Origin of the sequence: Sphingobacterium sp. NGMCC 1.201703, from assembly GCF_047784615.1 — a bacterium.
In the GTDB taxonomy this organism is placed as follows: Bacteria; Bacteroidota; Bacteroidia; order Sphingobacteriales; family Sphingobacteriaceae; genus Sphingobacterium.
On the sequence record NZ_JBLOHD010000001.1, the window covers coordinates 527,367 to 553,047 of the forward strand.

General features: G+C 42.2%; 12 protein-coding genes. 11 read left to right on the forward strand and 1 reads right to left on the reverse strand.

Annotated features, from left to right (window positions below; genetic code table 11):
* Positions 1-17 precede the first annotated feature (17 nt).
* A complete protein-coding gene (locus tag ACK8HY_RS02110) occupies positions 18-1,883 on the forward strand; it encodes a RagB/SusD family nutrient uptake outer membrane protein (protein ID WP_416132611.1) in 1,866 nt (621 codons plus the stop codon).
* Between the two features lie 163 nt (positions 1,884-2,046).
* Here the strand turns inward: ACK8HY_RS02110 and ACK8HY_RS02115 are convergent, their stop codons facing one another.
* A complete protein-coding gene (locus tag ACK8HY_RS02115; protein WP_416132612.1) occupies positions 2,047-4,137 on the reverse strand; it encodes a hypothetical protein in 2,091 nt (696 codons plus the stop codon).
* Between the two features lie 303 nt (positions 4,138-4,440).
* Here ACK8HY_RS02115 and ACK8HY_RS02120 point away from each other — a divergent pair, with 303 nt between their 5' ends.
* The 10 genes from ACK8HY_RS02120 (at position 4,441) to ACK8HY_RS02165 (ending at position 25,675) form a co-directional block, all read left to right on the forward strand.
* A complete protein-coding gene (locus ACK8HY_RS02120; protein ID WP_416132613.1) occupies positions 4,441-6,432 on the forward strand; it encodes a DUF5054 domain-containing protein in 1,992 nt (663 codons plus the stop codon).
* 46 nt (positions 6,433-6,478) lie between these two features.
* Positions 6,479-8,926 carry a hypothetical protein gene (locus ACK8HY_RS02125; protein ID WP_416132614.1) on the forward strand — a complete coding sequence of 816 codons (2,448 nt, stop codon included), beginning with the start codon at positions 6,479-6,481 and terminating at the stop codon, positions 8,924-8,926.
* A 124-nt stretch (positions 8,927-9,050) separates the two neighbouring features.
* Entirely contained in the window at positions 9,051-9,629 is a 579-nt protein-coding gene (locus tag ACK8HY_RS02130) for a sigma-70 family RNA polymerase sigma factor (RefSeq protein ID WP_416132615.1), read from the forward strand.
* A gap of 73 nt (positions 9,630-9,702) precedes the next feature.
* On the forward strand, positions 9,703-10,800 hold the full coding sequence (locus ACK8HY_RS02135) for a FecR family protein (RefSeq protein ID WP_416132616.1): 1,098 nt from the start codon (positions 9,703-9,705) through the stop codon (positions 10,798-10,800).
* A gap of 128 nt (positions 10,801-10,928) precedes the next feature.
* A complete protein-coding gene (locus ACK8HY_RS02140; protein WP_416132617.1) occupies positions 10,929-14,270 on the forward strand; it encodes a TonB-dependent receptor in 3,342 nt (1,113 codons plus the stop codon).
* 17 nt (positions 14,271-14,287) lie between these two features.
* Positions 14,288-15,907 carry a RagB/SusD family nutrient uptake outer membrane protein gene (locus ACK8HY_RS02145; RefSeq protein WP_416132618.1) on the forward strand — a complete coding sequence of 540 codons (1,620 nt, stop codon included), beginning with the start codon at positions 14,288-14,290 and terminating at the stop codon, positions 15,905-15,907.
* Positions 15,908-16,078: 171 nt separating this feature from the next.
* Positions 16,079-18,436, forward strand: coding sequence for a glycosyl hydrolase family 95 catalytic domain-containing protein (locus ACK8HY_RS02150; protein ID WP_416132619.1), 2,358 nt, complete (start codon positions 16,079-16,081; stop codon positions 18,434-18,436).
* 134 nt (positions 18,437-18,570) lie between these two features.
* Positions 18,571-21,096: a beta-galactosidase gene (locus ACK8HY_RS02155; protein WP_416132620.1), complete on the forward strand. Its 2,526-nt coding sequence runs from the start codon at positions 18,571-18,573 to the stop codon at positions 21,094-21,096.
* A gap of 16 nt (positions 21,097-21,112) precedes the next feature.
* Positions 21,113-24,037: a glycoside hydrolase family 2 TIM barrel-domain containing protein gene (locus ACK8HY_RS02160; RefSeq protein WP_416132621.1), complete on the forward strand. Its 2,925-nt coding sequence runs from the start codon at positions 21,113-21,115 to the stop codon at positions 24,035-24,037.
* Positions 24,038-24,061: 24 nt separating this feature from the next.
* The gene (locus ACK8HY_RS02165; protein ID WP_416132622.1) at positions 24,062-25,675 is read left to right on the forward strand and encodes a glycoside hydrolase 43 family protein; all 1,614 of its coding nucleotides are present in this window, start codon (positions 24,062-24,064) and stop codon (positions 25,673-25,675) included.
* The last annotated feature ends 6 nt before the right edge of the window (positions 25,676-25,681 follow it).

Here is a 25,681-nt window from a genome sequence, read left to right on the forward strand (position 1 = left end):
CTAAAAAGGAAATCAAAATGAAATATATCAATAAATTTAAATCAGTCTTTTATGGAGCTCTACTGGTTACTTTAGGCGCTTCTTCTTGTACAAAGGGACTGGATTATGAGAATACAGGGGCTATAAATCCCAAAAATGTATGGACAGATTCTGTTTTAATTAAAGCTTATTTGAATGACATCTATGGCGGTCTTATGCCGGGGTGGCAACTGGGAAGTGGAGCCCGTGCGGACGAAGGTATTAATGGATCTGGAGGCAACCTAGGTAGCTTTCAGCAGGGTATAGTCGACGTTGCAACCAATTTTACGAACTTGGATTATACCTATATTGATAAAGCTAATTACTTTATGGATCAATTAGTTGATTTGCCGGAGTCAGTCCTCAACCCATCAACAAAAAACAGGCTGACCGGTGAAGCTAAATTTTGGAGGGCTTGGAAATATTGGGAAATGGTCAGCTCAATAGGGGGGGTACCTTTGATTCTGCATACCCAAGACGGCAGTGATATTAATTCACTACGTGTGCCGCGTAGTAAGACATCTGAGTGTGTGGCACAAATTATAAAAGATCTTGACGAGGCTGCTACAGTACTTCCGCCCAGCTATAGTGGTGCAGACTATGGACGAATCAACCGTGCGGCAGCATTGGGGCTTAAAGCGAGAGTTCTTTTATGGTACGCTAGTCCATTATTTAATGCGACAAATGATCAAGGGAGATGGACCAATGCCTATAATGCGGCTAAAGCGGCCGTGCAAGCAGCTGATGCCGCAGGTTTTGGTTTGTTTGAGAATTATAGGCTAATTTGGTATTCGCGAAATAAGGAGCAGATCATGACCAAACAGTATTATTATCCAGATAACTACATGAACTTTGCTCCAATTAGACCTATCTCATTTACGAATGGCAGTACGAATAATGATCAACCTATATTACCGCTATTGATTGCTTATCCCAAAAGAGATGGTAGCCCAATGCAGTTTGATCAAAATCAATTGTCAGATCCAGCCTATAATAAGCAATTTTTAACAGATTTTTATACCAATCGTGATGACCGTTTTTATGCGACGATTTGGTGTGGTGGTACCGTGTACCCTACTCCTGACGTTAATGTGCTTGGAATGACTGCACCTCGATCGCGCACCTATTGGCAAGCCTGGACTTGGAAGTCGACAGCAACACCCAATACGGTGCTTCCAGCTAGAGATGTGAATGTGTTTTCAGGAATTTCACCATTGGTTCAAAATGGTGATGAAAATGGTGTAACCGGATTTTTCCAACGCAAAGGCTTAGATACGCTATTGGACAGAAATGCACTTGTTGGAGTAGCTGCTAACGCCAAAAGCTGGTTTTCACCAATGCGATATGCTGAGCTTCTACTCAACCTCGCTGAGACGGCAAACGAGACGGGACGTAGTAATGAAGCTTTAAACGCATTGTATGCTATTCGTAAACGGGCGGGAATTGCTCCGGGAGCAGCTACAAATTATGGAATCAGTGCAATTGGGCAAGGTGACATCCGTAATGCAATTATCAATGAACGTCAAGTTGAACTTGCCTTTGAAGGGTTTAGATACAGTGATTTGAGACGATGGAAACGTTATGACATTTTGAATGCCCAGAATACGAGAAAAGGACTATTATTGATGTTAAATAAGGGGGAGGCGCTACCGGGGAACACCGATAACATTATGAACGCTGCTGTGCGAGCGAAGTTCTCAGCCGTCCTTATTCAAAACTTGGATAAAACGGGCTCTACGAATCAATCCTATAAGCTTAGCCTCAATCATTGGTTCAATTCGCTAAACCCAGCACAGATTTCGATTGAACCAGATCAGTTGCCGCAAAATAAAGAATGGGGTGGAACCTTTGACCCATTACAATAGCAACGGTTTATCTTTTGTGAATTTGAACATGTTCGATATCGCTTCATAGAAATCAAATTTTAAAATAATAATGGGCTTGTACATGGTAGTTGTGCAAGCCCTTCTTTATTTCAATATCTTCGTTTTAAAAGCTGTTCTAGCGATAGCAATTCCGATTTAAAATTTACCTTTTTAAGGTTTGAATAAATTGCTTTTTTCCTTCGGGTAGGATTAAATACAATTTCCATGCCTTGGCACCAATCTGCTCCAAGTGATATTGGTTTTCCTCATTCTGCATTTCTAGTTTAAGCTTTTGAGAAAAAACGTTTGCTTCACGTGCATTTTCCCATGCTCGGAATGCCGTAAAAATCTCTTTTTTATGCGGATTTTTTTCGACAACCTCCTCACTGATCCCAAACATATAAGTCGCATCCCAGGCGATGGCTTTTGCCTGTAGGTTTTCGACCATCTGTACCGTCCAATCTGGTTTAAGGTATTGGATGCCGAAAGTCGGCGGAAAATAATTGGACGCCCATGAATACCGGATATCTTTCCCTTCAATTCCCCATTTGTTGGTACGGGGGTTGAACATGTGGTCGCCACCGCCAATATTACAGGTCGTCATGTAATGCCAGTTACCTTCAAACACACAGGATCCCATGACCTGAAGATAGTCACCGCCCAAAGATTTAAAATCGTCGAACAGTTTACGCATAAATCGTTTGAAAGCGTATTGCCCATGTCCAGTGTAGACGAAGCTCTCAAAACCATCAAAGTCGATATAGTTCATGCCACCATCGCGAAGCAGTTTGGCATAAAAGTACGCATACTGGTCTTGGAGCCGCATGTCGGGAATAAATCCGGAATAACAGTTAACTTGTAATTTGGCAATTGTATCACCCTGTTGATGTGCGGCCGCAACGCTTTTGTATGCACCACGCTCCACTCCGATCAGCTTATAAGGTGGATGCTGGGTTACTCCTTTGTATTTCAATAGTTCTTTACCGATCTTTAGTACGTTAGTGCCATTATCGTCCCAACTACCGTGCTCATTGAGATAGGAGGTATCTTTGACGATGATTAAACTATCATGAGCACCAATATCAACAGTCAATGTTGTTTTAAGTACCGTACAGAGGCTATCATTGGCATACGGATGCACGTCGCTGCTGTGTGGTTGGATAAATTCTGTTAATGTATGCAAACCATAGGCAATACCATGCGGATTGGTTAACGCAGTTAAAGCTGTAATAGGTTGTTTTCTACCGGATAGGGTTACTTTTTTGCCTGCCCAAGGATCAGCTGGATTGACATAATATTCACCCAAACCTTCATCTTGCACCGCTTTGAGATTTAATTGATTGGTATAGGAAACTAGACTATCATGCTTGCCAAACCAAGCGATATCAACTTTGAAGTTCTCCGGCCGGCGGATCCAATTTCCATTGCGTGTTACGTAAGGGAGCCCCTCATTCAATACAATCTGTTCGATCACATCCAATCCTTTTTTATCAGGGCAAGCGTAAAAGGCGATACCTGAATTGTTAAAATCAACCGGTATGGGGTCAACATCCATATGTCTTGGTGCTTTTATAGACGGAAAATCGTTGAAATGCGGGAAGAGGATAGTCTGTTTTTTACGTCGGTTTCGCGCATGTAAGGTGAGTGAGATACCGTATTCGGGGATATATTCCGCACCGTTACCGTTCATAAACCGATAGTATTCTTCGGGATGGGAATAGAAAGCTACATCATTGATGCCATCGCCGCCGATACGAAATCGTTGGCCAGGTTTCAGTGAAGCTGGAATAGGAAATTTAACGGGATCTGGTGTATGGATGATGTAAGAACCTTGTCCCATATCTCCAGCTACTGGAGGCCCACTCGTCGTATTGTCATCCAGTGCCATGATTCCTACGGCATATTCATCGTCCCGTGCGACAGAAATAATCTCACCGATAGTTTTATGGATATTTGTCTGATAAGGCCCCCATATAATATTATCGATATCTGCCGAAGGGTTTAACGATTGAAGTTTGAATTTTAAATAATCGCCCTTTTGGTCAACCTTAAGAATTGCGGTGTAGGCTCCGGGATAGTTTAATGTGAGTAAACCTTTTGCAGCTGCATAGCTTGCGGTCGTAGGCAACAGATTTTTCCCATGTTTGTCCAATGTGAGTAAAGGGGATGGATGTTTTTTTACGGCGTAGTCTTTTTTTGTGGTTTTCCCAATGATGTTAACAATGTAGCCCTGTTCATCAATGGTCAAGTCCATATACTTTGTACGAAATTTGTGCAGGGGAGGCCTTTGTGCGTTAGCCTTAAAAAGGCACAAAAAAAAAATAAGAAAAATAAGATTTTGATGCGTGTCATAATGATTTATACCAGGATTGTTTTCATATTAAAGCTTATATACTAAGTCGTTTGAGTGCTGTGTATCCCTAGGGAAGCTATAATTTGCAATAGAAAAAGTTGTATTTTTTATTATTCTAATTTTCTTTTTAGGGATACACTGCGTTCAATCGTCTTCATAGTAAAATAATCGATAATTTGACATAAGAGAAACCTACTATTATCCATGAAACATAGAAAATTTTATTGTTCCTGTCTCTTGGTGCTGACTTCTTTTTTTGCTTTTGGGCAGCTGCAAAATGATGCTGTCCAAAAGGTACACCTGATCTTTAAAACGCACCTGGATATTGGATTTACCGAACTTAGTTCCGTTGTGGAACAACGTTATATCCACGAATTTATTCCAAAGGCCATCGCAGTTGCTGAGGAGCTTCGAAATTCAGGAGCCAAAGAGCGTTATGTCTGGACAACGGGCTCTTGGTTGATCGCCACCTATCTGGAGCGGGCGAGTCCAGAAAATAAGATGAAATTGGAAGCTGCAATCCGCCGTGGAGATATTGTGTGGAATGCAATCCCTTACACTGTTGAATCGGAATCCTTAAACAAAGCTCTTTTTGGAACAATGTTGCAGCTGTCACGAAAATTGGACCGTCAGTTTGGTAAACAAACCAAGGCTGCGAAGATGACTGATGTCCCTGGTCATACAAGAGGCATTGTTCCTTTACTGAAGGATAATGGCATTGACTTTCTACAGATCGGTGTGAACCCTGCAAGTAAAGTTCCTAATGTCCCTGCACTATGTCGTTGGAAGAGTCCCGATGGCAGTGAAGTGACATTAATGTACCAAAAAGATTATGGTAGCGATATGATCCTGCCCGACGGAAAGACTGCCATGGTCATTGCCTTTACTGGAGATAATCATGGGCCACATACGGTACAACAAGTTAAGGAAATTTATGCATCGATTCAGAAGCGTTATCCAAATGCTACATTACATGCTTCTACGCTGAGTGATGTTGCTAATGTATTGCGTCCAATGAGGGACAAACTTCCTTTGATGACACAGGAAATTGGCGATACATGGATTCATGGCTTTGGAAGTTCACCCTTGATGATGGCTCGTTTTAGAGCGTTGTCTAGATGTTACGAAACCTGGGTTAAGGATGGACGTATCAATCCCAATAGCGATGCTGCTATTCGATTTGCCATTAATCTTGGTCTGGTGGCAGAACATACCTGGGGACTGGACGTGAAAACTCACCTCCAACATTGGGATACTTATCGCTTTGCTGATTTCAATCAGGCCCTAAATTTACCTGAATTTAAAAAAATAGAAGCGTCATGGGCGGAAAAAGAAGCCCATATAAATGAATCGTTACAGTTTCTGCCTAAAGACCTGCGTACTGAGGCCGAGAACGTTTTACAACAATTGGCATCGATTCCTAAACCTAATTTTGAAGGGGTGGATGCTGCGCAACAACTTGGTAAAGATGGGACATTCCAGCTGAATAAAAAGGGTTTTCGAATGAAAATGGGAGAACTTAGTTATCAAAGCTTTTCGACTGAGGATTTTGAACGTTTTAGGGATTCCTATATCACTCAAAAAGTGGACTGGGCAATTCGGGATTTTGGAAAACCGGGTTTAACACCCGAAATGTCCGAAAGCCGTACGCTAGTGGCCTCTCTTGAAAAGTCTAAATATATTAAAAGCAAAAATGAAATCCATAGCCAACTAGACTTAACTGCTCTAGGGAAGATTGAACAGGCAGTACTGCCCAAACATGTCCATAGCACTTATCACGTTAATGAAAAAACGAATCATATTCAGTTAAGTTATACCTTGGTGGACAAACCGGCCAATCGTCTTCCGGAAGCCTATTGGTTAAGTTTCTATCCGGAGCAGGTTGTGGACATACTTGTTGAGAAGCTGGGGCAGCCCGTTCGGGTGTTGGATGTGGTTGAAGGTGGTAATCGACAGCTGCATGGCTTGGATCACTATGTGGATATTGTAACAAACGCAGGTAAAATTCGCATCCGTAGCAAAGATGCGCTGCTGGTAGCAATCGGCAAACGGGATTTGTTGAATTATTCCACAGATCAACCTGATTTACGTGAAGGCCTGCATTTTTGTCTATATAACAATGTTTGGGGAACAAACTTTAGCATGTGGTTTGGTGGGACAGTTACCTATCGGTTCGATGTTGAGTTGATTCCATAGGAAGGTCAAGTAAAAGGATAGTATGCATCCAATGGAAATTAAATGAATGAATAGAAATTTAAATACAATCAAATTATACCCAATGAAAACTATTGCCTGTATAGTTGGCCTATTGATTTCGGGATTTGGAAACGCTACATGGGCACAGGATCTAAAAACGAGTTTAACACAAGTGCGCTTTGATCAACAAGGCTTTTATACCTCGATCAAAGTAGATGGCAAAGAGCTGTTGGAATCGGGCCGATATCCAATCGTATCAGTTTATAAGGACCAAAAAATTATACAACCGAAAGCGCTAAAGGTTAATGGTGATCGTTTTTCCCTCACGATGGAAGATGGACAAGCTGTGGAATTGAAGGTGGGCCAACAAAAGGAGGCCATAACATATGAAGTCCTCAAGTTGTCTCCTGCCTATAAGTTGTTGGTGTTTGGACCGGTTAAGATCAAACTTCATGAGGTAGTGGGTGAAGTGGTGGGTGTCGCGCAGGGAGAGGATCTCGCATTTGGTATGCAGGCGCTGCATGTAAAGACTGTTGCGGGTATACCGGAGGATTATATAGGAGCATATAGTAAAGCATTCAACTATCAAGGGCAGAATAGTAATCTTTCGGTAGCTAGTATTTCTTTTGGTCATTTTGCTGCTGTGGATGCGGGGAACGGAGCAGTGTTTCAGCTGTCGGCCAAGATCCGAAATACCAAAGAAGTGCAAAATGTCAAAGGCCTAAATCATATGGTAACTTTGCCTGTCGAAGGTGCCGATGGGTTGATCGCAGGGGCCAAAGTGGCGCTTTTCGGAGATAAAAGAAGCCAGATCTTAACGCGTATAGGAAGAGTAGAAGTTGAGCAGGGTTTACCTCATCCAATGATTGCCGGTGAATGGGCTAAGGTATCACGTAATGCCATGCGTTCATACCTGATCACCAATTTCTCAGCTGACAATCTGGATTTTGCATTGGAAAAAACAAAACGTGCGGGATTTAAAAATCTCTACCATCCCGATCCCTTCGTGAACTGGGGGCATTTTGAATGGCGCAAAGAATTAAGTGCCGAGGCTGACGCAGGTATGAAAAAGCTGGTGGATAGGGCCGGGCAACAGGGCATCAATATCGGTATCCATACTTTGTCAAATTTTACGACAACAAACGATCCTTATGTGACTCCAGTCCCAAGTAAGCATCTGCTTAAACAAGGCGAATTAAAGCTTACGGCTGCATTGGACGAGAACCAACAGCAGATTATCGTGGAGAATACCGAGTTATTTTCGCTGCCCTTGACACTCAATACACTTCAGATAGAAGACGAGCTGATTACATATGGTAAGGCCGAGAAGAAAGGCGAAAAATGGGTATTGACCAACTGTGTACGTGGTGCTTTCGGTACCCATAAGGCAAGTCATGGGGTGGAAAAAGTCGTTTATAAATTGTGGGACTATCCCTATAAGACTTTATTCCCTGATTTGACGCTTCAAGATGAATACGCTAAACGATTAGCCGCTATTTTCAATAAAACGGGTATTAAACAGATTTCGTTTGATGGTCTTGAAGGTTGTATGTATACGGGGCAGGACTACTATGCAACGGGGAAATTTGTTTCTGATTTTTATAGAGGACTTGATAACAAGGCTGATCTGATCAACGATGCCAGTCGTCTCGATCATTACCTATGGCATATTCATACGCGAATGAACTGGGGGGAGCCATGGGGAGAAGAAATGCGCGCAGGGCAGGTGGAAAATCGAATCAAGAATCAGGATTACTTTCAGCGGAATCTGTTTCCGCGAATGCTGGGTTGGTTTTTGGTACGTTTAGCGGATCGTAAATTTGAGGCAACTTCCCTCGAGGATCTCGAATGGGCGCTCTCCGAATCTGCAGGTTTTGACTCAGGATACGCCATGAGTATTGATATGAAGACTTTGCAACAACATGGACAGATAGACCTGTTATTAGAAAGCATGAAGAATTGGGATCAATTGCGGCTTGCCGATGTTTTTACGGCTGAACAAAAACTCAGGTTGAAGGATCCAAAGACCGAATGGCATTTGGAGAAGATTGACGAGACGAAATTTATGTTATATCCATTATTTGTCTCTAAAAAATACCATTGTGACCTATCTTCGATGCAGCCGGGACAACCGGGGGGAGCAGATTGGTCATGGGAGTCGCCAGAAGAAAGCACTTTTGCCTTACGTATGAAAATTGAAGGAGATGGTACCATTGAAAATCCCTCTTTTAAAACGGATAAGGGAATTGTCAAAATCCTTGGTAAACTGAAAAAGGATCAATACATCTTATTAGATCATAAGGGAAATGCAATATTGACGGATAAAAATTATCGTTTAATAGCTGTTTTATCTGTAGAGGGAACGGCGGTTTTACCAAAAGGTGGCTCGGCAGTAGCATTTTCTTGTGACACAAATAGCGATGAAAAACCCGAAGTTATTGTGCGATATAATACGCGTATGAAAGGGGAAACATTGAATTTAGTTAAAAAGTAGAGGCTTGAATGAAAATAAGGTGTAGGTGAGGGAAGGATTCTAAGTGGCCAATATGAAAATTGATTTTGAAATGATCGTTTAGTTTGCTAAGATTGTGACATAACCGACAAATTTCATTCGCAGCATGCGTATATCTACCATTCCCGATAATGCCAAAGAAACTGTTGAACTGGACATCTCAGCACTCTATAACGATTACTGGGAAAGCCTTTTCAAACAAATCATGCGCATTCTCCTGGATGAGGATGAAGCTGCTGACGTAGTGCAACAGACATTTTTGGATCTTCTTGAAATGAAAGAAAAGATTCCCGAAATCAAATCGGTCAAATCTTTTCTTTTTATCATGGGAAGGAATTTGGCTTTTAAAAAACTTAGAAGAAAACTTGTAAGCGATACTTATCGTGAGTTTTATGTCAGTCAATATAAAGAAACGTCTTCCTTCATTGAAGAATGGGTTGTATTTAAAGAATTGGATGATCTGATTGAGAAAGAAATCGAAAAGCTGCCCAATAAAATGAAAGAAATTTTTATTCTCAGCCGTCATTTTGAAATGTCCCATCTGGAGATCGCAAAAAAATTAAATATATCTGACAAAACGGTTAAAAAGCAGATTAGTAATGCGTTGAAGCTTATTCGTCTCAAGGTGGACAAAGAATACCAGCCTCTTCTTTTGGCTGTTTTATTGACAGATCTACTTTTTTAATTTTTACCCTACTACCTAAAGCAAGTTCAAGGCTCTTTTCTATATAGACCTAAAAAATCTGACAGAAGAGATCATGAATAAAGACGAACAACTTAAAAAAGTTCTATCGGACTATGCGGCAGGACGTCTGTCTGTAAGAGAAACAAAAAAACTAGAACACTTAATTCTAAAACATCCTCCGGGCGAACCTTGGGACTGGAAAGATGGTGCCCACAGGGATTCTATGAAGGAACGGATCAAAGCGGGGATTGAAGCAGATAGTGCTGCAAAGGCAAAAATTAGATGGATTAATATCCGAATTGCTGTAGCGATAGCGGCGACGTTGATCTGTTTCTTTATCTTCCTTTATCTTTATTTAACTCCGAACGCAGATGGTCCGTTTTATCCCGTTGCCCAAGCAAGAACCTATACGAGCGATAAAGTCCTAATGATTTTACCGAATGGAAAACAATTACAGTTACAGGATACGGCCTCTTTTGTGCATTTGAAGAATAATTTGGGATTAGAAAGCATAAATCCTCTTGCTTTAGAAAATAATATAACCCTGAAAGTTCCATCTCAAAAACAGTTTAAGTTAATCCTAGAGGATGGAACGGTGGTCTGGCTGAATGCCGGATCTACCTTAAAATTTCCTACGACACTGGATAAACAGATAACAAGAAAGGTGGTGCTCGATGGGGAAGGTTACTTTGAAGTTGCTTCAGACAAGAGGCATCCATTTCTTGTACTTGTCGGAGGAACGGAGGTTAAAGTCACGGGAACCAAATTCAATGTACATGCTTTCGAAGGAGATCAGGTCGTTAAGACCTCGCTGATCGAAGGGATCGTAACTTTCTGTGTGGATCAGAAGGAACACAAATTGGCTCCGGGCGTTGAGGTTGTCGCCGATACCAAAAGCAAAAAATTAACCTATCAATCATTTGATCCCAATAAGCTACTGTCATGGAAAGAAGGATATTTCGTGTTTGATAACATGGATCTTGTGGATGTTATGAAGGCTGTATCCCGTTGGTATAATATATCTGTGGTTGCGAAAGTACCGATCAAGAATAAAAAAATAGGCGGAACATTTCCTAAAAATGTCCAATTGGTAGATTTTTTGAAAGATTTGACGCTCCTCAGTGGGATAGAGTTTAAAATAAATGGAAAGGAGGTGCAGATTATAAACTAATACAATTCCTTATTTCATAAATCGATCAGATGATGTAGAATTCAAGCGTGAATATTCCCTTTATTATACGGACTGTGACGATTTTAAAGTTTTAAAAACCAATTAATTATTATTAATAACTAAATCAAATGAATAAAAAATATAGGACATATTTCAATCGGTATGACTGTGCTTTAAAGTATCTCAATAAGACTAAGGTCACCGTGCTTACCATGCTGTTAATGAGCAGTCAGGTAAATGCCAATGTTTTTGGACAACGGGTTAGCCTTACGACAAAGACGGCCTCATTGAAGGAAGTCTTTGCTAAAATTAGTAAACAATCAGGTTATCACTTTTTGTATTTAGAAGAAGACCTTAAAGTAAGTGCAAATAAGATTTCACTAAAACTGGAGAACGTTTCATTAAAACAAGCACTTGACAAAGTGTTGGTGGAGAATGGATTAACTTATATGATTCGCGATAATAGAATTATTGTTGAAAGGCTAAATCGTTCTGTGTTAAAGCCTGACAATGAAGCTATCAAAATTCAGAAACGTATAGTCAAGGGGACGGTTTCTGATAATAAAGGAAATAAACTGTCGGGTGTTACGGTAAAAGTCGTTAATGGTACGGCAACAGCAACGGATGAAAAAGGGGAATTTGAAATCCAAGCCAGGGAGGGAGATCAAATTCAGTTTGATTTGATCGGTTATGGCCAATACGTAACTACCATAGACAATCGCAATGTATATCAAGTAACCTTATCGGAAAAAATAGGGGATCTACAGGAGGTTGTTGTCGTTGGCTATGGAACACAGCGGAAAGTAAACTTAACAGGTGCTGTAGCGACAATTTCTCCAAAACAATTGGAAAATAGACCTATTAGTTCCCTGTCTGCGGGACTTCAAGGTTTGGTCCCGGGAATGACAATCACGCAGGGAAGTGGTCAACCGGGAAAAGATAATGGTACAATTCGCGTTCGTGGGGTTGGGACTTTGAATAATTCCAATCCGATGGTATTAGTCGATGGAATAGAATCGTCGATGGAAAATGTCGATCCCAATGATGTCGAATCGATATCTGTACTGAAAGACGCTGCTTCGGCATCCATCTATGGTTCTAAGGCAGCGAATGGTGTAATCCTTGTTACGACAAAAAGAGGAAAAGAAGGAAAAACCACGATAAACTATAGCAATTTCTTCGGAAAACAAAATGCGACGAATATGGCGGAACGCCTGAACTCGTGGGAATATGCAGAGTTGTACAATGAAGGCCTGCGACTAGATGGAAAGAAGGAGCGTTTTACGGCAGAGGATATCAAGGCTTTTAAAGATGGAAGCGACCCTTATAAATATCCAAATACAAATTGGCATGATTTACTTTTGAAGGGATCGGGTTTCCAGCACCAGCATAATCTCAATATTTCTGGTGGTGCCGAGAAAGTGCGTTATATGGGAAGCGTAGGCTATCAGGGTCAGGATGGTATTATTAAGTTGACTTCAAAAAAGCAATTTAATGCTCGTACAAATTTGGATATGACTCCAATAAAAAATCTGGATATCGGTTTGTCAATGTACCTATCGAATCGGAAACTTCAAGAGCCTACCAATCCCTATGTTGGTGGTATGGGGCAATACTTTCGTCTAGCCAATCAGATGGCCCCATGGATTCCTTATAAAGATGCAAATGGCAATTACGGTACAATCAGTGACGGAAATCCAATTGCATGGATGGAGCAGGGCGCAACTACCGATGAGGTACAACGCCGCTTTAATGCGATTGGTAGTGTACAATATAAATTTATCGATGGTCTGTCTCTGAAAGCACAGGGATCTTATAGGCCGTCAACGGATGATTCGCATGAATTTAGAAAAGACATTTGGTATAATCCCACGAAATATCAGGGACCAAATAAGCTCTTCGAGAAGACAACGATATCGACCATGTATACCGCTGACATTACCTTAAATTTTGACCGTACATTTGCGAATCATCACATCGGTGCATTGGCAGGTTATCATGCCGAGCAATATGATTACAAATATGGAGAGATGTATCGGCAGAATTTTCCAAATAACGACCTCACAGATATCGATGCCGGCGATACAAATGGACAAACCAATAAAGGTGATACGAAACATCTGAATATGCTTTCTTATTTTGGCCGTATTAATTATGATTATAAAGGTATTTATCTTTTCGAAGCGAATGTTCGCCGCGATGCTTCGAGCCGTTTTTCCGAAGGTTATCGTTGGGGTACATTTCCATCCTTTTCAGCAGGTTGGCGACTTTCAGAGGAATCCTTTATGGAATTTGCAAAATCGACTTTTAGCAATATTAAAATTAGGGGATCTTGGGGGCGTCTGGGGAACCAGAGCGCTTTAGAATACTATCCTTCAATACCTGTAATTGGTTTAGGCAAAGATTACGCCTATCCGTTTAATAACGTGATTTATCCGGGAGCGACACTAAAAAAAGCCAATAAACGCAGCATCACTTGGGAAAAGACGCGTACATGGGATCTCGGATTGGATCTTGGTATCGGAAATAATCTAACACTTACCTTTGATTATTATGACCGTTTAACAACGGATATCCTCATGGAGGTTTTAGCTCCAGCGACATATGGGCTAAGTGGATATGTTGATAATGTAGGCCGTATGCAAAATAAAGGTTTCGAGGCTATTGCGACCTACCGAAAACGTTTAGGTGCAGTTGATTTTAGTGCAACAGCGAATTTTTCTTACAACAAAAACCGTATTCTTGATCTCGGTGGGGATCCCTACCTTTTGGACGGAAGTTGGAAAATCAAGCAAGTTGGAGCGCCAATCAATTCATTCTATGGTTATCAGACAGCGGGACTGTTTCAAAGTACAGAAGATATCCAAAGCTGGGCACAGTATAAAATGGCAAGCAATAAAGTATTGCCCGGTGATCTGCGCTACGTTGATCGCAATGGAGATAAGAATGTAACCGCTGATGACCGTACAATATTAGGGTCTACTGACCCAAAATATACTTTTGGATTAAACCTCAGTGCAGCATACCGTGGTTTTGATATTCAGGCATTTTTCCAAGGTGCATCGGGCGTGTACGGTTATGTCGAATCGTCGGGGATAGGCGAATTCAGCGGTGATACAGGAAGCCCATTACGTTTTTGGCTCAATCGTTGGACACCAGACAATCCAACAAGCACAGTACCGCGTATTCAGAATAATAATGGAATAAGTAGCCCAAATCGAATTGTTTCGGATTACTGGGTACAAAATGCACAATATATACGTTTGAAAAATCTTCAAGTTGGTTATACTTTTCCTGATGTTTGGGCACACCGAATTGGAGCGTCAAAGGTCAAATTATTTTATAGTGGACAGAATTTATTGACGATAACCAAATTCTTGAAAGGTTACGATCCGGAAATGCCTGCTGGCTCTGGTTCTTATTATCCTCAGGTTAAGGTAAATACTGTCGGATTGAATATTACATTTTAGTTTAGAGCGTTATACAAATGAAAAAGATATATTTATTAATTATGCTGGCGACAGCTAGTTTACAGTCATGCTCGGATTTCCTGGACAAATTTCCCGGCGATGCATTGACACCGGAGACATTTTGGAAAACAGAAGCCGATGCCAAACTTGCTTTAGTAGGCTGTTATCGGGGTTGGGAATCAGAAGAAATTTTATATCGCGATTGTGCATCTGACAACGCTTATAGTTTCCACAAGCACGAGGGATGGCAAGTGATCGGAAATGGCGGTATGAGCTCTGCAGATCCTGGTTCCGAATTGTATGATTACACAACGATCAATCGTTGCAATGATTTTTTGGAACATATTGATGCGGTCAATTTTAAGGATACAAACTTAAAGGAGCGTTACAAGGCTGAAGTCCGTTTCCTCCGGGCTTACCGATATTTCTTGTTGATAAACAATTATGGAGATGTGCCACTTACAACAAAAACATTTGCGACTATTGAAGAGGCACGATTGACACGTACGCCAAAGGCGGATGTAGAAAAATTTATTCTAGAGGAATTGAAAGCCGTTGCTGCGGTCCTTCCCGAAAAATATAGTTCTGCCGAAGTTGGGCATATTACGAAAGGAGCCGCTTTGGCCATCCGTATGCGTTTTAATCTTTATCTGGGGAACTATGAGGCTGCTTTGGCTGATGCTACAGCGATCAAAGCATCTAATGTATATCAATTGTTTCCAACATATGATGGAACCTTTCAATTGGCTAATGTGAACAATAAAGAAGTTATCCTTGATGTTCAGTATAAAGCAAATGATCTAGAGAACTGGCTTATCGCAGCTTTGTTCCCGAATGGCGACGGAGGCTGGTCATCGATTGTGCCTATCAAGGCTTTGGTCGATGCCTATGAGATGAAAGATGGTAGTACGGTCGAAGAAGCAAAATTAACCGGTGAATACGATACCAGATACCCGTTTCTCAATAGAGATCCACGTTTGAAGATGTCTATTCTCTATCCAGGACAGGACTGGAATGGACGTGTCTTTGACCCGCTGGCAAAAAATATCAATGAGGATGGAAAAGAAGTCAGCAATCCTGATTATTTTAATGGTGCTAATAATGCATCTAAAACAGGGTTTTCTTTCAAAAAGTACACGGCTCCGATTTCACAATATGATGATCCTTGGAATACAAGTATGAATTTAATTGTGAGCAGATATGCGGAGGTTTTATTGACCATTGCGGAAGCTAAGATCGAATTGGGTAGGCTAGATGAGGAAATGTACCAAAGTTTAGATATGGTTCGTGAGCGTGCAGGTATGCCTAAAGTTAATCGTATCAAATATGCTTCAAAAGAAAAATTAAGAGAATTGGTACGTCGTGAACGTCGCGTAGAGCTTGCTTTTGAAGGATTGAGAAGAGCCGATATTATCCGTTGGGATCTTGCTAAAAATGTACTGAACGGCAAGGCCGAGGGTAGTTGGATGGGAGTTGTTAACGCAAACGAACCCAATGAGGACAAGCGATTAACACAGATTGGAGAACCTATCTCAGTGGAGACGAGACAATTTCAACCATTCAATCGATATTTGCCAATTAGCCAGCAGCAGATTGATCTCAATAAGAACCTGACACAAACACCTGGATACAATTAATTTTTAAAGCAAAGTTTTACATCGATCAAAAGATGTAAAACTTTGTTAAAGTGCTTACTATCAATTTTAAGCAGAATTTAGGCTTAAAAAACCTGAATGATGATGATTCAAATAAACGGGGTGAAGGCACATTTGTGTAGCGGAGCATAAACACTAATAATAGATTTGTAAATGAAAGTATATTTATTGGGCTGTCTAATGGTACTCTTTGGGATGCAATTGAAAGCCCAGCATCAGGATCACGTTTTATGGTACCGTGAACCGGCGAAAGTTTGGGAAGAAGCCCTTCCTGTTGGTAATGGACGATTGGGAGCTATGGTATATGGCGACTGGAATAAGGAGAATATTCAGGTCAATGAAGAAAGCCTATGGGGTGGAACCAAGGTGGATGCCAATGCGGATGCCGCTAGTAAGATACCTGAAATTCAACGCTTACTTGTTGCCGGAGAGATCGAAAAGGCTGCAGCGCTTTCCGAAAAGGAGCTCAAGAGCAATCCCCTGCGTATACGATCCTATCAATCGTTCGGGAATTTTCGCATCGATTTTGGAACAGAAGGCTTCTGGCGGGAACAGGTCATAGACTATCGTCGTGATCTTGATTTACAGACCGGATTAGCAACAACGAGCTATCGTATCAATGGCGTAAAATATACAAGGGAAGTATTTGCCTCGGCACCCGACAATATGATTGTGATTCGTCTATCGGCAGATAAGCCCGGAAAGCTAACCTTTCGGTTCTCCTATTCACGTGAACAGGATGCGGTTGCGACGCCCTTATCTGACCATGAGCTGAAAATTCAGGGACAGGTGGTGGATCTACCAATGGAAGATGGTGGTGAGATAGGTGCACATATGAAATTTGCAGGACTAGTCCAGGGGAGTCACAGAGGCGGAAGCATGATAACCAATGCAAATTCTTTTTTTGTCAAAGATGCGGATGAAGTCCTTTTTTACTTTACGGCAGCCACAGATTATGATGTGTCAAAATTGAACTTTGATCATCGTATTGATCCGTTGGCTCGCTGTCGGGCACTATTGGATCAGGCTCAAAAACAGCATTATGAACAGATTCTTTCCAGGCATATTGCCGATCATCGTCAACTTTTTGACCGTTTGGTCTTCAATATGGGACAGCCTTCGGATTTACCAACTGACCAACGTCTGAAAAAAGTAAAAGAAGGCGGCCAGGATCTTTCTTTGATCAGTCTTTATTTTCAGTATGGACGCTATTTGTTGATGGGTTCTTCGCGTAGTCCAGGAGTACTTCCCGCCAATTTACAAGGGATCTGGAACAAGGACATGAATGCCGCCTGGAGTTCCGATTTTCATACGAATATCAACATCCAAATGAACTATTGGCCGGCCGAAGTCTGTAACCTCCCGGAGACGGTTGTCCCATTCTCAAATTTGATAACAGCTTTGCGTGAACCAGGTCGAGTAACAGCCCGCAAAACCTACAACTCCTCGGGCTGGACGATGAACCACCTAACGGACCCATTTGGACGTACAGCAATTGCAGATGGTGTCGGCTGGGGAACATTTCCTATTGCCGCAGCATGGCTGGTACTTCATCAATGGGATCATTATTTATTTACCAACGATAAGCGTTACCTGAAACAGGAAGCTTATCCCTCCATGAGAGAAGCTGCTGAATTTATTTTGGGTTATCTCGTGGAAGATCATAAGGGCTACCTTGTTACTGCTCCATCCAATTCTCCTGAGAACAGGTATCGAATGGCCGATGGAAAAGAATTTCAATTGACTTACGGTGCAACCATGGATATCGAGATTATTCGTGAATTATTTGAGGCTTGTCTAACAGCAGGCACAATGGTTGGAGAGGAAACGGATTTTGCTAAAAAACTGAAACATGTGTTAGCTAAATTACCCCCAATCCGAATTAGCCCACGGTATCAGACAATACAGGAGTGGATTGAAGATTACGAAGAGGTCGAACCGGGGCACCGTCATATCTCGCATCTTTTTGGGCTTTATCCGGGGAAGTCGATTACTTCGGATAAAAAGGAACTGTTTGAAGCCGCGCGAAAAACGATTGCCCGCCGTCGGTTCTATAATGAAAACGAAAATAACCGCAATGGCTCTTATACAGGATGGAGCAGGGCTTGGATGATTAATTTTTATGCACGATTGTTCGATAGCGAAGAAGCGGGTAAAAATGTGCAAGCATTGCTTGCCAAAACAACATTGAACAACTTATTCAATACACATCCACCGTTTCAGATTGACGGAAATTTTGGTGGTACCGCGGGAATTGCTGAGATGTTGATCCAAAGCCATAATAAAGAGGTGCATATATTGCCTGCTTTACCGCTAATTTGGTCCGATGGTGAAATTAGAGGTTTGCGTGCCCGTCAAGGACTAACCGTTGACCTGAAGTGGAGTCAGGGAAATTTAATTTCAGTCACCTTAACTGCAGATGAGGATACAACAGTCAAATTGCGGTACAAGGATCATATTAAAAAAGTAAAACTAGGTGGTAAGAAGCCATTAATTCTAAATCGTTTATAAGCCATTGAATATTTGGTAGTGATGTGCTTTAAAAAGAAAATAGCGCTGTTCAAACCATGCGATGCTAATGGAATTAAGAATAAACTCATGTGGCTTTTCCATATGAGCATTAAAAGAGACGTATTATATTAGAGATGAATATATTCAAGTTAGTTTTTAGGAGGAAGTATGGGGTTTTATTTACAGGTCATATACTTTTCTGCTGCATTATTTTTTATACTTCGATCGTACTTGCCCAAGATAGAGATAAGGCGAGGCCGATAAAGAAATTTACCCATCCTGAACGAATTCGTTATGACGGCTCCTGTATGACTATCGAGGGGAAGGATGTTTATGTTTATAGTGCTGCCTTCCATTACTTCCGTTGTCCAGAGGAATTGTGGCGTGATCGTTTTCAAAAAATAAAGGAAGCAGGTTTCAATACGGTAGAAACTTATGTGCCCTGGAATTGGCATGAACGTCATATTCCAAGGGATATGCAAGATCAATCCAAATTTGATTTTTCCGACCTCAAAAGATGGTTAAAAATGGCGCAGGAAGAGTTTGGTTTTTATACTATTGTTCGTCCTGGTCCTTTTATTTGTGCTGAATTTTCTGGCGGTGGTTACCCAAGATGGTTGGCCAAATACCGTCCAAACAATCTGGAAGGTTTTTGGTTGCGAGGCAATGACGAACAGCATATTGCATGGTCGCAGCATTGGTTTAATGCAGTATGCAAAGAGCTGGTCCCCGAGCAGATCACACGTAAGGAAAAGGGTAAAAAAGGGATTATCATGATCCAGATTGAAAATGAATATGATGCACATTGGAGTCCCGGAAAGGATAAAGTGCTGAAGGCCCTCAATGAATCGGTGCATAAAAGTGGGATGGATATTCCGGTTTTCACCTGCTTGACCAGTGAAACAAGAGGGAGCAAAGATCCTGAATTATCGCAGGTTTTCGATTGTGATAATTACTATGTAAGCGGCCCATCGGATGCGCCAAGCTGCGCTTATCGCATGATGGATCTACGCAAAAAGCAACCTGATGCTCCGGGGTTTGTGACTGAACTACAAGGTGGATGGTTTTCGCTGGTCACGGGGAGATTGAGTGAAGAGCATTATTCCGACGATCGACATTTCAAGGCTATTGGTTTAATGACCATGTTAGGAGGTGGAACAGGAATCAATTACTACATGTTTTTCGGTGGGACGCATTTAGATGGCTGGGGAGCACGTGGTATGACTACAAGTTATGACTATAATGCAGCGATTCATGAAAGCGGAGCCATTGGCCCTAAATACCTTGCTGCTAAAGAAATAGGTGCATTCATCCAAAAATTTGAATCCAAACTCGTCCGCACGGAAGGAGGACCCTGTGAACTGCAAGGTGCTCCAAAATCATTATTTGGAGGAGTGAGAGTGGCCAGTGATGGTACAAAGTTTATATTCCTGCACAATACGGACCCTAAACAAGCAATCAAGGGAAAAGTAACCCTATTGCCAAACAGCGTCAATCTTGTGAAAGATCCGATCTATAATGTCAATCAAAATGGCGAGAAAGTACTGATCAAAACCGATGATCAGCTGGTCAATCAGGTTCAGCAAATGGAGAAAATTGAAGTAGATTATGATCTTGCAGGTTTGGAATCAAAAATATTGGTTGTGGCAAAAGGGCAATCGGCAAATAAGGGCGATTGGTGGCCCAAGAAGGCTGCTGCTATTGAACGACCTTCCAAAATACCGGCGGGAGTTCGTGTCAGTACAGCCCGTAAGGCTGAGGACGCTATCGGGCAGGCCGATTGGAACACGATGCCACAGTTGGTCAGTCTTTCCGATATGGACATCAACGATTTTAGATATAGTAGCTATCGCAGCCATGTGGTTCTGACGGCGAAACAAGCTGAACGCGAACATTATTTACTGTTCAATATGTTTACCCGGGATATTGTATCGGTACTCGTTAATGGAAAGCCTGCCAAGCGGCTTTTTCCAGACCGTGCCGACGCGCAAAGCTGGACAACGCGCAACGCCTTTGAGCGTATTCGCGCGGACGAATACGACAACCGGTTTGATGTTGCCGGCCTATTGAAAGCTGGAGAAAATGAGATTGTTGTGGCTTATGAAAACCTGGGGCACGCACATGGTTATGTACCGATGGAAGAGTTGGCAGGAATTCGTCAAGCGGGACTCTCCTTAAGTGAAACAGCGCTTACGCATCCTTTGGAATGGGAGTTTTCGACAGATCTTGCCGGTGTGCAGCAAGGCTGGAACTTACCCGATTTTGATGATACAAGCTGGGCTACAGTTTCTCTGGAAACAAAGAATGAAATTCCACGCAAGGGAAATCAGGTACAGCCTAAAGGTAAACAGGACGGTCTAGTTACCTGGTATCGTGTTGAATTCAATCTGGACAAACTGCCTAAAAATCAATGGGTGCCCTGGATGGCTAAAGTTAATGCTTCGGGCAACGGTTATATGTGGCTCAATGGACACAATATCGGACGGCATTGGGAGACAGGACCTCAACGTGAATTTTTTCTTCCGGAATGTTGGCTGAATTTTGGTGCGAAGAAAAATGTACTCACTTTTGGGCTGAGGCAGACAGAAAACGGAGCACTTTTACACGCATTGGAGATCGTACCTTATCCTAATACTGCTGAGGTAAGAAAAAGTAAATAATCAATACTTATGAAGAATGAATGAGTTTTTAAGAGCATTAACAATCCTGCTTTTATTGGTATGGGGACCTTGTCTCCAGAGCTTTGGGAAAAAGCCAACGAGCCGTATTGAGTATCAATTAAACACGAATTGGGCCTTTTATCGCGGCGATATTAAGGGTGGTGAAAGTATTGGTTTGGATGACTCCAAATGGATCCCGGCAGTATTGCCACATGTGATGCAGCTTGAAAAGAAGCACAACGGTGGTGATGCTATCTATGACGGGATAGGTTGGTATCGACGTTATTTCAAGCTCTCGGATCAGTATCATGGTAAGAAGGTCTTTGTGCAGTTTGAAGGGGTGATGAACAGTTGTGAGGTGTTTGTCAATGGAAAAAGTGTTGGTAAGCACCGTGGTGGATATGTTGGCTTTACGTTGGATATCACGGATCAGCTCCATTTTGATCAGACAAATAACGTGATCACTGTTCGGGTGTCGGCTGAGTACGATCCATTGACACCTCCGGGTAAGCCACAAGATAGACTTGACTTTTATTATTATAGCGGAATCTATCGGGATGCCAAATTGATTGTTTCCGATCCCTTGCGCATTACCGATGAACTGGAACCGGATGCGACCCAGAACTCGGGTGTTTTTGTACATTATCCCAAGGTGGATAAAAGCAAGGCCACGGTCGCTGTACATACGGAGTTAAAAAATGAGGATAAAAAGGCTAAGAAGGGGTATCTCTTGACCTTATTGAAAGATACCAAAGGGAAAGTTGTGGGTCAGCAGCGCGTATCATTTGAGCTGAAACCGCAAGAACGTCGGCGGATAGACCAACAGATAGAAGTCAAAAATCCTCAATTGTGGCATCCCTATCGTCCTATCTGCTATAACCTGGAAAATCGGGTGTACCTTGCCGATGGTGTCGAAGTGGATCGCCGTACCGAGCAGGTTGGTATCCGCCAGATTCGGTATACCAAAGATGGTGGTTTTTTTATTAATGGCGAACATTTTTATATGGTTGGAGCCAACCGACATCAAGCCTATCCCTATGTCGGTGATGCAGCATCTAATTCCGTACAGGAACGGGAAGTGATCGATATGAAACGCGGTGGGTATAATGCCGTTCGGGCAGCACATTATCCACACGACCCTGCATTTTTGGAAGCTTGTGACCGCCACGGTCTCTTGGTTGTCGAATGTGTACCGGGATGGCAGTATTTTAATAAGGCTCCCGAATTTGCAGATCGTTTGGAAGCCATCACGCGTAGTATGATCCGCCGTGACCGAAATCGACCTTCTGTTGTTCTTTGGGAGACCGCATTAAATGAAACCAGTTACCCTCTGTCGGTGGTGAAGCGCATTGCCGAAGCAGCACATGCTGAATACCCTGGAGATCAGTTTTATACTGCAGGTGATTATTTTAGTCACGAAGAAACAGAACCTTATTATGATGTTTTCTACAAACAGGTTTCCAAATACCCTAAAGATGGTAATGTGATGAGTAATTATCTAGAGGACCAAATCGCGGTCAAATCCTTATTGACCCGGGAATGGGGCGATGGTGTAGGGGAAAAGCCAAGGGTAAGTCTCACCGAAAACGAATATGAGCAGATGCGGCAGGGACGCAGCCGATTACATCAACTGAATGGAAATGGCTATTTCGATTGGTGTATGTTGGATGCCAACCCGCGTATGGGTGGGCACTTTATGTGGAGTTATAACGATTATACCCGTGGTGCCGAGGAAGAGACGATGTATTCTGGTGTGGTCGATGTAAACCGATATCCTAAGTTTGCCTATTACATGATGCAAAGTATGCGTCCTTATCAGCTGGATCAAAAGGGGATTTTCAAAGGTCCCATGGTATCTATTGCCTCTTATAATTCGCCAGAAAAACTGAAAACATCAAGTACAGAGATTACGGTTTACTCAAATTGTGAAGCTGTCGAACTCTATCGGAATGGAAAATTCATCGGACGGCAAACCCGTGATGAACGGGCTAAGGTCTACCCGTACATCGTGGAAAAAGGCGGAAGTCCAAGTTTTGTTTTCGATGCAGGTGGATATGAAGCCGGTGAACTGAAGGCATTAGCCTATGTAAAAGGTAAAGTGGTTGCACAACATGCCGTGCATACAGCCGGTGCAGCTCATCATATTGAAGTCCTGATACCGGAATATAGTATTCAGCCAGTTGCGGATGGATCCGATATGATTCCAGTATATTTTAAAATCTGTGACAAAGAGGGCAATCTGCTGCATGATGCACAGACAGTGATCCGTATTCAGGTTAAAGGTGAAGGATACTTAATTGGGGATGGTTCGGCGCGTATCGCAGTGAACCCACAGGTTGTTGAAGGCGGTATTGGATTTGCTTTTGTGCGTACCAGCAAAAAAAGCGGGACAATTCATATCAGTGCATCAGCTGTAGGCTTGGAAAGCGGAAGCAAAGGTGTCAGATCGATCCGACCTGCATCCAACGAAATCCCTGATGGTGATCACGCGGTCTTTCTCGGAAAGGAAGAAGATCATGCGGTTATTAAACCCACAAAATGGGATAAAGAACTGTTGGCCCGACCAAAGGTAAAATTCAAAAAGGTGACAGCAACGTCAGCACATCCTGATTTTCCAGTCACTCAGGTGACCGACGGCGACGACTATTCGTGGTGGATTGCGGATCAGGATAAGCTTCCGCAGGTTGTCACCTTTGAATTGGACCAAGCAACCAAAGTGCTTGGTACTCGTATCCGTTTGCAGAAAGATAGCTCAAAATATCGCTATAAAGTTGAAGGGTCGTTAGATGGAACAACATGGGAAGATTTGTATGAAAAAGAATGTACGGGATGGGAGTTTAAACCCGTGAAATTGGATAAGGTGCTGAAATTTATACGGGTCAGTATTTTGGAGGTTTCGGAAGGGCGCGCAGGATTGGCTGAAGTGACCCTATTTCAATAAAAAATAAAAAGAAATTAAATTAAGATGAATACGATTATAATGAAACACTACCGTAAGTCAGCAATGAAATTGGGACTTACATTGGCATTGACACTATCACTTTTGGGGCAGGCGTCGGCACAGCAGGTATGGAGCCCTGATAATGGTAATGGAACCTTTACCAATCCCTTGCTTTGGGGCGATTGGCCAGATCCCGATGTAATCCGTGTGGGCGACGACTTTTATATGATCTCGACGAGTATGCATTATGTGCCTGGAGCTCCGATTGTGAAATCCAAAGATTTGGTTAACTGGGAAATGGTCGGTTATGCTGTGAATCATTATGATGAAGATCCGCGCTACAATATGGAGGGCGGTACATTGTATCTCAATGGTTCATGGGCAGCAACCTTAAAGCATCACAATGGGAAATTCTATGCTGGATTCTGTACGCCGTATGGTTGGGGACGTGAAAAGGGGAATTTCTCGATCTGCGAAGCGGATAAACCTGAGGGGCCATGGAAGCGGACAATCTTTCCTGAATATCTGTATGACCCGGGTTTGTTCTTTGATGATAACGGTAAAGTTTATGTGGTACATGGTCAAGGTACATTATACCTAACAGAGCTGAATGCAGATGTTAAATCGGTCAAGAGTGATAAAGTCAAAATCTGGCAAGGCAGCTTCAAGAATGCGAACGAACTTGGTGGTCATTTTGGAATGGAAGGAGCGCATATGTACAAAATCAATGGCAAATACTATATCACCTGTCCAGCAGGTGGAACACAGGGCTGGCAGATCTGCTTACGCTCAGATAATATCTATGGACCTTATGAGCATAAATTGATTCTCAATGATAACAGTTCTTATCCTGACAACGGTCTACATCAGGGTGGTATGGTACAGCTGAAAAACGGGGACTGGTGGTTTATTATTATGCAAGATCGTGGTGCGATAGGTCGGGTTCCCCATCTTTTGCCTGTCAAGTGGGAGGATGGATGGCCAATGCTGGGAACCGGTAATAAGGACGTGATTACCTACAAGAAACCAAATGTCGGAAAGACTTACCCAATAAAAACTCCGGCTACGACTGATGAGTTCAATGGGACAAAACTGGGCTTACAATGGCAATGGAACCACAACCCTGACAATAGCAAGTGGTCCCTTCAGGAACGGAAAGGGTATATGCGTTTACACGCTTCTCGAGCAGATTCTTTAAAAACTGCTCGCAATACCTTGTCACAACGGGTGCAGGGACCAAGTTCCGAAGGCACTGTTGAAATCGATTTGAAAGGATTAAAAAATGGCAATGTGGCTGGATTTGGTGTTTTTGAATTCCCATATGCTTTTGTGGCTGTGGAGCAGGTCAACGGTAAACGTAAAATTATCATGAGTAATGATGATAGGATTATCGAGAGTAAAGAGAACTTTGAAGGTGATAAGCTGTGGGTAAGGGCACGTGTTACTGATAAGGGGTTTATAGCAAAATTCTATTATAGCACCGATGGAGAGAACTTTTATGCTATTGGAAATGATTTAAAGATGCAGTTAGGACTACCTTGGACAGCAAATCGTTTTGCATTGTTCAACTATAGTAAAACGGCAGAAGGAGTAGATGGTTATGCTGATTTTAATTGGTTTAGATTTACCAATAAGTAAATATGT

Bases quoted from the DNA above. Each gene is read 5' to 3' on its own strand.
- ACK8HY_RS02110 (WP_416132611.1), top strand. From the start codon at position 18: ATGAAATATATCAATAAATTTAAATCAGTCTTTTATGGAGCTCTACTG.
- ACK8HY_RS02115 (WP_416132612.1), bottom strand. From the start codon at position 4,137: ATGGACTTGACCATTGATGAACAGGGCTACATTGTTAACATCATTGGG.
- ACK8HY_RS02120 (WP_416132613.1), top strand. From the start codon at position 4,441: ATGAAACATAGAAAATTTTATTGTTCCTGTCTCTTGGTGCTGACTTCT.
- ACK8HY_RS02125 (WP_416132614.1), top strand. From the start codon at position 6,479: ATGAATAGAAATTTAAATACAATCAAATTATACCCAATGAAAACTATT.
- ACK8HY_RS02130 (WP_416132615.1), top strand. From the start codon at position 9,051: ATGCGTATATCTACCATTCCCGATAATGCCAAAGAAACTGTTGAACTG.
- ACK8HY_RS02135 (WP_416132616.1), top strand. From the start codon at position 9,703: ATGAATAAAGACGAACAACTTAAAAAAGTTCTATCGGACTATGCGGCA.
- ACK8HY_RS02140 (WP_416132617.1), top strand. From the start codon at position 10,929: ATGAATAAAAAATATAGGACATATTTCAATCGGTATGACTGTGCTTTA.
- ACK8HY_RS02145 (WP_416132618.1), top strand. From the start codon at position 14,288: ATGAAAAAGATATATTTATTAATTATGCTGGCGACAGCTAGTTTACAG.
- ACK8HY_RS02150 (WP_416132619.1), top strand. From the start codon at position 16,079: ATGAAAGTATATTTATTGGGCTGTCTAATGGTACTCTTTGGGATGCAA.
- ACK8HY_RS02155 (WP_416132620.1), top strand. From the start codon at position 18,571: ATGAATATATTCAAGTTAGTTTTTAGGAGGAAGTATGGGGTTTTATTT.
- ACK8HY_RS02160 (WP_416132621.1), top strand. From the start codon at position 21,113: ATGAATGAGTTTTTAAGAGCATTAACAATCCTGCTTTTATTGGTATGG.
- ACK8HY_RS02165 (WP_416132622.1), top strand. From the start codon at position 24,062: ATGAATACGATTATAATGAAACACTACCGTAAGTCAGCAATGAAATTG.